Source organism: Ferruginibacter sp. SUN106 (assembly GCF_050611765.1).
Classification (GTDB): Bacteria; Bacteroidota; Bacteroidia; order Chitinophagales; family Chitinophagaceae; genus Ferruginibacter.
Genome location: NZ_JBODJC010000003.1, coordinates 150,816 through 163,189, shown reverse-complemented (window position 1 = coordinate 163,189; position 12,374 = coordinate 150,816). Strand labels below are relative to the sequence as shown.

Genomic DNA, 12,374 nt, shown 5'->3' with positions numbered 1-12,374 from the left:
CTTATTTTTTTTGTAAGCGTTCGTTCAATTGCGCTATAAATAAAGAACCCGGCTGCAATCCTGTTTTATTTTTTCCTTCCCACTCAGTCATTGGCCTTCCTTTAAATCTGCCTTCGTATGGTATTGCCTGTAAGCCGATAACATAATTTTTTCCTGATACCCATGGATCTTGTATAGCAGCTTTTGCGGCAGTGCAATTCCAGAAAACCTGCGTAACGCCGGACCATCCATGGCCTGTGCCCCAGTTGCCCCTGTCTTGCGCATTTATTTCCCCATCCGTAATAATATTATCATACAATGTACCCATTGCCCAGCGATGATGCGGACCAATATCAGCATGTGTATTTTGTGCGGTGCACTTATAAAAAACATTTGGCCCTGCTACTTTTGCTCCGGTCACATAATCGTGCCGTCCTTCGCTGGCAAAACAATTCATAAATAAATTCATTTGGCCGTCGTTATTAAAAGAATAACGCCGTCCACCAATTATCTGCGATTTTGCGTCGAGGCATTTGCAGGAATCAACCGTGATCCATTTACTTTGATAGCCCAGGTTTACACAGGAATAACCAAAATATTTTGAAGTAACATTAGTGATCCATCCGTTTTCTATCCTGTTAAAACTGATTGCATCCCAGCCATGATTTTCTGCAGTGTCAGTTTCAAATTCAGATTCCATATATAGATTTTCTATTCCGCATTTTGAAATCCTGCCGTCAAAATTGTATTTGAATATTTCGCCACCACCATATTGTGTCTCCATTGCCATTACAATCGGGTTATCGATGGTAATAGTGTTGCCCGATATCTTTGTGATGATTCTTTCAAACTTTAGATCATAGTCTGCAGCTATCCATTGTTTAGTGTCTGACTTCGGCTCTATTTTATCCATTTTAAGATCTGTGATCCATTTTTCAGTACCAGGCCTTAGTACAATAATATTATCGCCTGCCTGCAATCCATCCACAGTGTTTACTGTAAACGATTTTGTTCCAACAGGAACGTAAGCATCAAGGATCTTTTTTCTTGTACCCGGTAATTCTTTAACGCTGCCGGTTCCAGACACTTCAATAAGACTATGTTTTTCATTGCCTGTTGCAATAAGTTTCGTTGCATCGCCTTCTCCCCGTAAAATAATACCCGATGCACTTATTTTGATAGTGCCTTGTATTTTATAAACACCTTTGGTTAACAATATGGCACCTCTGAATCCATCTTTACCAGGTTTTGTATTAGCTAATGCATCAATAGCGGCCTGAATTATAGCACCATCGCTATTACCTGAAGGAACAATTGTTTTTACTACAGCAATATGCGGTATTGCAGCATCTCCCCTGTAATATCCTACCCTGCTGAAATCAGGGATGATATTGCCCTGTGCATCGGCTATATATTGCAGCTTTCCATCAGCCTGTAATTTAACTAAAGCTGATTGCCAGTTTTGTTGTGCAAACAAAGTTGTAATGCAAAAGGATAATACAACAAACAATAAAATTCTTTTCCTATGAATAGGCAGCATATTCTTCTGTTTAAAATTATTTTATTTTTTTGATCGCAATAATGCTTCTAAATAATAGTAATCAGCGTAATTAATTGGCACATCAATTTCACTCTTTGCCGGTTTATTGCCCGTGCTGTGCAATAAAATAAAACCAAAATTTTCGCCGATAGCAGAACGGTAATTATTGGTAAGTGATGTCAATATTTTATCCGCAGCAATTTTATATTCTTTACTTTGTTTGCTAAACTTACTTAACTGATATAAACCTGATGCGATAACAGCAGCTGCCGATGCATCCCTTGGTACAGCTGGAATAGCGGTATCGTTAAAATCCCAGTAAGGCACACCATCGGCAGGTAAATTGGGATGATGCAAAATAAAAGCAGCAATACTATCTGCCTGATGTAAATATTTTTTATCCTTCGTCTCCCGGTAACACATGGTAAAGCCATACAAAGCCCATCCTTGTCCCCTCGCCCATGCTGATTCATCTGCAAACCCCTGGTGTGTCATTTTCTTTTTTACGTTGCCGGTTATAGTATCGTAATCAACTACATGGTAAGAACTATAATCTTTTCTGAAATGATTTTTTAAAGTGGCGTTAGCATGGCTGACTGCAATATTATAGTAAAGTGAATCGCCTGTTAAACGGGTAGCAGCAAATAATAATTCCAGGTTCATCATGTTATCAATAATAACCGGAAAATCCCATACATCCGCATGATGATCCCATGAACGTATAGTACCTGTTTTTTTATTAAACCTTGTAGCTAGTGTTTTAGCAGATTGGATGATGACTGCTTTGTAATGTGCATTTTTTGTAAGGCGGTAGCCAATGCCATAACTATTGTACATTTTAAAACCCATGTCATGTGTGCTGGCATTAAATTGTTCTTTCTCCAGCAACAGTGTAAAACTATCGGCTTTTGCTTTCCATTTTTTATCTCTTGTAAATTCATACAGGTACCAAAGCTGGCCTGCAAAAAAACCACTTGTCCAATCTTTAGATGGAACTAATTTCAGTTTGCCATTTTCTATAGTACGTGGTGAGATCAACTCTGCTTTTTCATCTTTAGCTAACAGAATATTTTGCAACATTACTGTTGTTTGCTGTTCTGCTGACTCAATTATTTTTGAAACATTAATTTTTTGCGCAGTGGTAATTACAGTTGTTATTATAAATAGAAATGTTACTATTGATCTTATTACCATGGTATTTTAATTTGTTTTTATTTAAGCCAGATGATTGGATTTCTCACCGGGAGATTCCTGATCACTTCATTTTCAGTTGGCGCATGATCTAATGATTTCCAGGTTTGCAACCAATTGTTATCAGAAAAACGTTGTGCTGCAAAAACTAAAAATGGTTGTGCTACAGGCCAGTTATCCCAATACATCACATCCTTCTTGTAAGGCCAGCTGTTTTTATCTTTTATAAAAGGATATAAAAAGTTAACTGCATTCTCAATTGATTTACCGCTTGCAGTTTTGTATGTCCACAGGTCATCATGCGGTGTTGACAGCACCTGGCAAATAGTAGCCATGGCATCTAAATTAAAAATAGAATACCCATAAGGTTTGGTTCGTTTTAATTCTAAAGGAAAACTTCCGTCATCAGCTAATTGTTGCGGCAATAATTTATTTTTAAATCGTTCTTTGCAAAAATTTATTAAAGAATCATTGCCCGTAAATTTTGCAAATACTGCAACCTGCATTACCCAGCAGGTGCCATGATTATTTACTGCGGCCATTTCATCTTTACCATATTGATGTGTAGTAACCCATTGCAGGTATTGTGTAAACCAGTTTTGAAAACCTTGTGCTGTTTTGTTGTCAATACATTTTGAATGCTGCAGTATCTGCAAACCCTGCGCCACTTCTATCAATTGTATGGCATCAATAATACCAATGCCCCGGCCTGTGGCACGGCCTTTTATTGCTTGTGCATATAAAAGCGAGGGATTCATCAAAGTTGCGGTATCAGTAAACCATGCTTTGCAATGTGTAATGGCATGACATGCATATTTTTCATTGCCGGTAATTTTATAAGCTGCTGCCAATACTCCAACGATCTTACTAAAACGTATCATTGCTATTCGGTGTGCTGTAAAATTATCCGGGTTGGTCATGCCATCCTTTTGTATGTAAGGACTGTCGGCGTTTGCAGGATCAGGCCACCAGTAATCACCTTCTGAATAAAAATCATGTTTACCTCCCATGCTTCTTATTGCATTGTTTGCAGTAACAGTTACAGGCGTTTGCGTTAATGCCCATGCGGCATCTTTTAGTATTTGCTGTTTTGAGATTTTTATTACCTCCTGCCGTACATTAAGAGCGACATTTATTTTTTGTGCTTGTCCGCTACTATAACATCCAATACAAATAATGAGGAATAAAAATTTTATGATATATCTTAATTTCAATTAGTTCTTATTTACTCGTTACAATTAATAAATGCTGTTGGTAATCCTGTTGATTGTACACTTACTACATTTTTTCCTCCAGCCGTTTGCACTTTAATGATGGCTCTGCCATTATACATTTGCACATACCTTGAACCATCCGGTGTACCCATATTATCGATCAGTTTGCCATCACCAACTAAACCAAAGCGAACCCAATTGGCAGCATCAAGACATTGTATGTTTTTATTATCGAATAATTTTACCTGTAAAACAACAATTCCATTTGCTTCACTCAATTTCTCAAATACCAGTTTTGCAGGCTTATCCCATTTTTCTGTTTGATATTGAAAATCGATAGCATCTTCAACAATTATCTTCTCTTTTTTGGCCATCACCTTTACATGATTCATCCCTTTATTCAATACCACCTGCCAACGCAATCCTGCAGCAGGAAAATCCTGGCTGTTGCGTTTTTTTACACCCACACTTTTTCCATTTACAAATAATTCTGCTTCATCACAATTGGAATATACTTTTATCATTTTGGCTTCGCTTTCATTACCCCAACGTACCGGCCAGGTATGCCCGTAAATATGCGCCATTGGTTTAGCAGACCAGTACGATTGAAAAACATAAAAAGCTTCTTTAGGCTTGCCGTCTCTTGTTACAACACCTTTCTGATTCATGTAAGGAACAGGGTTATCGGGACGGATCGGCGTGGAAAAATCTTTGAATGCCCATTGTGCTGTGCCGGTTAACCATGGCATTGTTTCCTGTTCTTTCAAATGCCAGTCCATTAAATTGCAGATATAGGATTCACTCCAGTCTCCATCTTTAGAAACTCTTGCTGCCCCGCCGATCAATGACGCATCTCCGGCACGTTCATCTGCAGACTGCCCTCCTTTAATATTTAGCAATGCATTATCCGGGTTTTCTGAATGACGGCCGGCGTGACTGTCACCGCCCCACTCCACGTGCAGAAAACGATCTACTTTATCAAATTCTGTTTTTGAAACATCTTTGTAATCGGTATAAATGCCCCGATACCAACCTGCCCATATAGAAGGCGAATACACATCTACAATATCTTTACAAAAATCGCAACGGCGGATAGCAGTTTTTCTTGAGCTGTCCAATTGATGCGCCAGCTGATTAAGTGTGGTCATGAATGCCCTGATCTTTTCTTTATCAAACTCCGGAAAATCACCGGGCCAGTCATTTTCATTTCCTAATCCCCATACAATTATTGCAGGATGATTGTAATGCTGTCCGATCACATTGGTGAGCATTCTTTTTGCCTGTGCTTTATATCCGTCTCCGCCTAATCCTCCACGGCACCAGGGAATTTCTTCCCAAACTAAAATACCAAGACTATCACAGAGGTTTAGTATGATCCTTGATTGCTGGTAATGACCAAGGCGAATAAAATTTACGCCCATGTCTTTCATTTGCAGCATTTCGCTACGCATCATTTCTTCCGTCATTGCCGCACCAACACCTGCATGGTCTTCGTGACGGTGAGTGCCTTGCAACAACAATCGTTTTCCATTTAACATGAATGGCCCTTGCTTTAAAAATTCAAAATTCCTGAAGCCGGTATTTTCTGTTTGTGTAAAGGTTCCTTCTGTTGTGGTTATAGTAAGTGCTACTTTATATAGTGTTGGTTTTTCAACCGACCATAATTGCGGTGACTTTATTTCGAAGTTGCAGATGTCGATTGTACCCTGTAAGTCGTTGAGTTTTTTTTCTGCATGCTGAATTATTTTTCCTGATGGATCAATTAAATTTACTTTGATCACGGCATCATTTAATGTGGCAGGGTTATACAATTTTGCAGTAACGTGTAGCTTTGCATTTTTTCCTTCTTTATCTACTGTTGCCAGGGCAAATAATTTTTCAACAGACACAGCAGGTGTATACACCAGATTAAGATACCGGTAAATCCCTCCATACAAATTAAAGTCAGAAAGATTGGAGGGGATCATTTCAACATCACGTGAATTATCTGTACGTATAGCAATAGGAATTTTGTTGTTGAATTGTTTTTGAAATACTGCTGTTTTTTTAAAAGCCATCACTGCATCAGTAATATCCACTGTCCATTCATCGTAACCTCCAACATGTTCTGCTACCAACTGATCGTAAACATATACTTTCGTTTTTTGTCCTGCACCTTCAAAATGCAATAAGGTTCTGCCATTGGCATAAGGATTTTGTATGTCCAATTGCGTACGATACCATGCGGCGCCCTGGTAATAATTTATATCGGGATCAACGGCATCGGTTGCATTTACACAATGTGGTAAACTAACCTGTTGCCACAAAGGAAGCGTTTCAGGAGCGCCTTTTTCAGCAGGACGAATAACTTCATAAATACTTCCAACATCCTGCCGCAGGTAATCCCAATTATTAATGAGCCGGATTGTTTTTTGAGCCAGTGTACCTGCTTGTACCAGCAACAAAATGCAAAAAATAATTGCCTGTATAAATATTTTCTTCATGCTGCTAATTTATAAGACCGATCAGGATGTTTTTTTTATTCACTTCGTGAATAAAAGTTGCCACGAATAACACTAATTAACACGAATAAAACCCATTAGTGAAAATCCGTGCTATTCGTGGCAACAAAAACTACCACGTAGTTTCCTACATCTTCAGACAATTTAATTATGCAATAATTTTAGTTGATCTGCACCGGCCTTCTGAAAGCAGTTGAAAATATATCTACATCAAACTGGCCGGTGATATTATCCAGCATCTGCACTTCAAATTTTCTAACACCCGGGGCTGTGTTGTTCAATAATTTGATGTAGATAGTATCCATGGCCTGTTTGGCTTGTGGAAATATAATTGAATACGTGGTATCTGCCGATTGTATCACTGCTCCGTTTTTATCTACAATATTATAATCAGTGCCCCGTACTGCTGGTGTGGTAATGCCTGCTGTAGTAACCGCATACTTTGCTACTGCATCATAACTGCGGGTGAAAGTAGAATAAAACTGTACCGGAAATTTCAGCAATGTGGCCTGGTTCCTGGTAACAGTAACACCAGTGTTATTATTAGGAACGAATATCGCATAGTAATGATGTTCCAGCTCGGGTAAACCAGCGGCAACATCTTTTTTTTCGCAAGCAGTAAATGTAATGATGCCTGCTGCAATAAAAATATATAGTAATGATTTCATGTTGTTAATATTTAAATGTTATTACCAGTTTGGATTTTGCACTACGTTACCGCCACTCAATGATATTTCATTAATGGGAATGGGATACAGGTAATCCCTGTTGATCCTGAAAGTTCTGGTACTTGCAGGTTCTACTATTAATACATTATCGCTGTTCAGGTTTAAACTCGATTGATTGGTACCTACCCATTCTGCCGCAATAAACTTTGCGCCCAATAATGTTTGTGGTAAAATAGTTTCGGCAGTCTTCCACCTGATGATGTCATCATAGCGGAATCCTTCCAATGCTAATTCCACAGTTCTTTCTCTCCTGATCTCTTCTCTCATGCTCAGGTTATTTGCCGTAACAAATGCATTGGTCAGTTTTGGAGCAAAGCCAACTCTTGCTCTTAATGCATTAACAGTAAGATTAAGATCTGCATCACTGATAGTACCATTCAATTCAAATTTTGCCTCCGCATAAGTTAATAATACTTCAGCGTAGCGAATCAGTATTCTGTCTACTGTTGCGGCGTTGGTGATAGTTTGATCAATAGTGTTGAACATTTTTTTAGGTGCGATAGCTGTTCTGATACCTAATGAAGTTTTAGGAATCCATGGCCCCTGGTAAGCCACTTCACTTGCCCTGAAATAAGTGAACCCAACACGTGGATCCCTGTTATCTAAAATAGTGTTGTAACTGGTTTCATTGTTCTCAGGAACAAATAAAGGCGAACGTGTAGCGGATGCTGTGGTGCCATCTACATTAAATGCAGGAAGCCCATCGCTGTATAAATATTCACGAACCAGGTTACGTGTTGGAGCCAACTGGCCATTCTCTAAATTCCTGGATTGATTATGGCCCACCAAAAGATTTGCATTACTTACGCCGTAAATTTTTACAAAAATATTTTCCGTGTTAGCCTGCCCTTCGCCGGCCTGTATAAATAAGCCGCCATAGTTAGGAAATAAAGTATGCCCTTCGCCCATTACGTTAGTGGCTGCGGTAACGGCAATATTCAAATGACTTTGCCAGTCAGTAAGGTTACCATGAAATTTCCCTCTTGTACCTTCGTATAATCCCACTCTTGCTTTTAAAGCCCATGCTGTACTTTTAGTTACCCTGCCCCATTGTGCTGCTGCAAGGTCTGCTCTTTTAGGTAACCATAGTGCAGCAAAATCAAGATCATCGTAAATCGCTTTCACTACATCTGCTCTTGGTGTACGGGGCATCGTTAGTTCAGGTGAAGTGATCTGCAGTGTTTTTAACAACAATGGCACATCGCCATAAATTTTTAATAATTTAAAATAAGAGTAGGCCCTGAAAAAACGGGCTTCTGCGAAATAGCGGTTTTTAATAGCATCAGTAACCTGTGCTTTTACACCTTTTTCCAAAATATTATTAGCAGTAAAAATTTCTGCATAGCGATCATTCCAATCACCACTCTGGTTGGGTACCGACCTGTTGCCGGTGCTTACTGCATTGGGTGTTGTGTTCAATGCATCATCTGCCCTGTTATCGATCCAGTCGCCGGGCAATTGCTGGTACAGGCGGTTAGCGGCATTCATCAGATCTGTTTCCGTATTCCAGAAGTTAGCATCAGTAAATTCTGTTTCGGGCAAACGTTCTATTTTTTTACATCCACTGATCAATAGACCAATGGCAAGTATATATAGTGATAGTTGTTGTAACTTTTTCATTTTACTAAATTGATTAAAGTGAAATATTAAGGCCAAAGGCAACACTGCGGTAAAACGGATAAGCGGTGGCGCTTACATTGTTACCCACTTCAGGATCGAATACACTTAACACTTTTGTCGTTTCCCACAAGTCCTGGCCAGATACATACAATTTAATTTCTCTTGCATATTTCTTTTTAACAGGTAATGTGTAACCGATCTGTATATTTTTCAGGCGCAGGTAATTACCATTCTGTGCCCAACGATCGGAAGGCTTGTAATTGTGTGCACTGGTTTGATACATCCTTGGAAAAAATGCATTGGGATTATCGGGTGTCCACCTGTCCATATGAATGGTCCATGGCATATCTGCAGTACCCAGCATTGGTGACAATGTTTCTTCACTGATCAGGAATTTTCTTTGCATAGCACCTTGTAAGAAAACAGAAAAATCAAATCCCTTCCATGACAAACCCAGGTCAAAACCGTAGGTATATCTTGCATTGGTTGTACCGAGATAAACCAGGTCACCGGGATTTTGTGGCGTACCATCCCCTGAATTAATTACACCATCACCATTAAGGTCAAGGTATTTCATGTCGCCTGCTTTGGGGTTAGCAAAGAACGGATAGTTAACTTTTGTTTTATAGGCTGCGGCTTCTGCATCAGTTTGAAAAAAACCATCTGTTTTATATCCCCAAACTGTATTGATTGCATATCCTTCCATCAATGCTATTACACCGCCTGCCCCGATAGAATTTTTACCATCGTAATGCACCAGTTTATTCTGGTTATCAGAAATATTGAAACCAACATGGTAATCAAATTTTCTTATCTTATCTCTCCATTTAATATCTAATTCACTACCCCAGCTTTTTAATTCACCTACGTTAGTAAAGCCGGTAGCTACACCAATAATGTTGGGTACATTTAAAGTTGCCAGCATATCCTTATTACGTTTTACATAGTAATCTGCTGTTATGGTCAACCTGTTTCTTAAAACACCCAGGTCGATACCGATATTTGATTGCTGTACGGTTTCCCAGGTAATGTCCGGAGATGAAAGCACACTCTGGTAAAAATATTGAGTACGGGTTCCGTTAAACACTAAATTATTATTGGTAGTTAAACCACTGGTGAGTAACGGAATGTAATCATACAAACCTATGGCTGCACTATTACCCAGCTGCCCCCATGAAAGACGTAGTTTTAAATTGTTTATAAAAGACAGGTCCTTCATAAAATTTTCTTCACTGATTCTCCATGCAGCAGAAAAAGAAGGGAATAACTGCCAGCGGTTTGATGGTGCCAGTCTTGAGCTGCCATCATACCTGTAAGAAGCCTCTAATAAATATCTTCCTTTAAAACTATAATTCAAACGGCCGAATGCTGAAGCCAATGCCCATGTTTGCACCAGGTCTTTACTTGTTTTAGTAAGCGGATCTGCAAAATTCAAACTAAAAAAATCATTGCTGATCATACTCTGCCCAGTTGCGGTTACTTCATCTTTCCTGTATTCTTCATACGACCCACCTTGTAATAGCGTAAAGGCATGATCTTTTATTTTATAGTTGTACGTTAAAAATCCCTGCAGGTTATTCTGGTAGGCTTTATTTTTTACCAACGACATGGTGTTAGGTGTATTAATACTAAAACGAACTGTGTTAGTGCTGCGGCCGTACCAGTATAATGTTTTACTATTGTTCTCCATGTTATAAGCATTCTGGTTTCTCCAGCCTATCACATCAAGTGTAAGCCCTTTTATTACATTCTTCACCTGAAAATTCAATTTGCTGGTAAAGGTTTCATAATCCCTTGTTTCTAACCCGGCATTTTTTTCAATATCCACGGCATTTACCTGCAGGTCGCCATTGTATTTGTTGCCTGTTACATCTTCTGCAGGTACATACAATGATTGCCTGGTACGGCTGCGGTACAGCCTGTTAATGATCTGATCGGTACCATAAGAATTTTCTCTTGTGAATGATCCGATATAGCCAGCCGTTACTTTCAGGCTTACATATTTATTCAGTTCTGCATTCAGGTTCAGTTTAAAATTATACCTTTTATTATCGTCTGGCCCAAACCGTAATATACCATCTCTCTGGTAAAAACTTCCAGATACGAGATAATTCACTTTCTGATCTCCTCCGCCAATTGACAACGAATGATTTTGCTGGTGATTAATTTTATCCATCCCTTCTTTTATCCAGTTATTGTTGCCATAATATTCCCAGCGGTCGGATGTGGGGTTAGGACGATAAGAAAAATTTGGATTTTGCAACCATTCAATCTGTTCAGCACTAAATTCTCTTGCACCGGTGGCATTAAAACGGGCTTCGTCAATCAATGTTTGTTCATCCCATGAGTCAAGGCGTTGTGGTTGCCTTGCGGTAATATTTATTCCGTAATACGTATTGAAATTCACTCTTGTTTTTCCCGGGGCTCCTTGTTTGGTAGTCACCAATATAACACCGGCGGCAGCTCTTGCGCCATAGATAGCAGAAGCAGAAGCATCTTTTAATACAGTGATAGATTCCACGTCATTCGGATCCAGTAAATTAATATCCTGTTCAATTCCATCCACCAGTACCAATGCATTAGCAGAGTTGGAAGAAGTAAAACCACGAACACGGATACCATAACCTTCTGCACCGGGTTTACCACTACCTCTTAATACAGTTACACCGGGTAAAACACCTTGCAATGCGCCGGTTACATTTGGCACCGGACGGTTTACTAAATCTTTGCCGCCCACCTGTGCTACTGCACCACTAAGGTTTACTTTTTTCTGGCTGCCATAACCCACTACCACTACTTCGTCCAAACCTTTGTTGGCTAATTTAAGCACAACATCCACAGTATTGTTATTGGCATTAACTGCTATTTCATTAGTTTCATAACCTACTGAACTAAATACCAAAACCGGTTTTTCATTTTTTAATACTATCCTGAAGTCGCCCTTTGCATTGGTAACAGTCCGGTTACCAGTTCCTTTTTCAGTAACCGTAACACCCACAATCGGCGCACCTTTATCATCTCTTACGGTTCCCGAAACAATGATATCAGATACATTCAGATTACCTGGAGATGGATTATCCAAACCGGTAGTAACCACCAATCCTTTTTCACGGGATACTTTAAATAAAATGATCTGGTCATCGGCGGCTTTGTAGCCAATGTCAAGCGATTTAAAAATCTCTTCTAAAAATTCACCTAATTTTTTGGAGCTGATTGTACAGGAAATTTTTCTGCTGGCCTGTATAGCTTTAGGGCTGTACACAAATTTTACATTGGCCTGGCTTTCCAGTTCGGCAATGATCTTTTTGATTTCCACCTGCCTGGCAGTTATAGAAACGGGCTTGTTTAAATAATCCTGGCCTTTTACATCTTTAGCGTATAAAGAAAAGGCGAAAATGGCAGTAAGTACAATCTGGGCAAACGTTAATTTCATCAGCTTAAGAATTAAAGCAGCAGCTTGTTTTTTTTTCATACTTTAGCAAAGTTTGAGTTCGTTAATTAATAGTGGCGGACCTTACAATAAATCCTTTTTAAGGATTTGAAAGCTGTCAATGCTCGAACATTGACGGCTTTTTTTGTAAGAAAAAGAGTTGATTTTTTA

Annotated in this window: 7 protein-coding genes; all 7 read right to left on the bottom strand. The window is 39.1% G+C overall.

The window, feature by feature from the left end:
• Window position 1: 1 nt before the first annotated feature.
• The 7 genes from ACQ334_RS12045 to ACQ334_RS12015 all read right to left on the bottom strand — a co-directional run bounded on the left by ACQ334_RS12045 (window position 2) and on the right by ACQ334_RS12015 (window position 12,245).
• A complete protein-coding gene (locus tag ACQ334_RS12045) occupies window positions 2-1,519 on the bottom strand; it encodes a hypothetical protein (protein WP_430988470.1) in 1,518 nt (505 codons plus the stop codon).
• Window positions 1,520-1,540: 21 nt separating this feature from the next.
• A complete protein-coding gene (locus tag ACQ334_RS12040) occupies window positions 1,541-2,599 on the bottom strand; it encodes a glycoside hydrolase family 88 protein (RefSeq protein WP_430988469.1) in 1,059 nt (352 codons plus the stop codon).
• A gap of 131 nt (window positions 2,600-2,730) precedes the next feature.
• Window positions 2,731-3,924: an alginate lyase family protein gene (locus ACQ334_RS12035; protein WP_430988468.1), complete on the bottom strand. Its 1,194-nt coding sequence runs from the start codon at window positions 3,922-3,924 to the stop codon at window positions 2,731-2,733.
• Window positions 3,925-3,935: 11 nt separating this feature from the next.
• Entirely contained in the window at window positions 3,936-6,407 is a 2,472-nt protein-coding gene (locus ACQ334_RS12030; protein WP_430988467.1) for a glycoside hydrolase family 2 TIM barrel-domain containing protein, read from the bottom strand.
• Between the two features lie 179 nt (window positions 6,408-6,586).
• On the bottom strand, window positions 6,587-7,093 hold the full coding sequence (locus tag ACQ334_RS12025; RefSeq protein WP_430988466.1) for a hypothetical protein: 507 nt from the start codon (window positions 7,091-7,093) through the stop codon (window positions 6,587-6,589).
• Between the two features lie 21 nt (window positions 7,094-7,114).
• The gene (locus tag ACQ334_RS12020; RefSeq protein WP_430988465.1) at window positions 7,115-8,773 is read right to left on the bottom strand and encodes a RagB/SusD family nutrient uptake outer membrane protein; all 1,659 of its coding nucleotides are present in this window, start codon (window positions 8,771-8,773) and stop codon (window positions 7,115-7,117) included.
• A 13-nt stretch (window positions 8,774-8,786) separates the two neighbouring features.
• The gene (locus ACQ334_RS12015) at window positions 8,787-12,245 is read right to left on the bottom strand and encodes a SusC/RagA family TonB-linked outer membrane protein (RefSeq protein WP_430988464.1); all 3,459 of its coding nucleotides are present in this window, start codon (window positions 12,243-12,245) and stop codon (window positions 8,787-8,789) included.
• Between the last annotated feature and the right edge of the window lie 129 nt (window positions 12,246-12,374).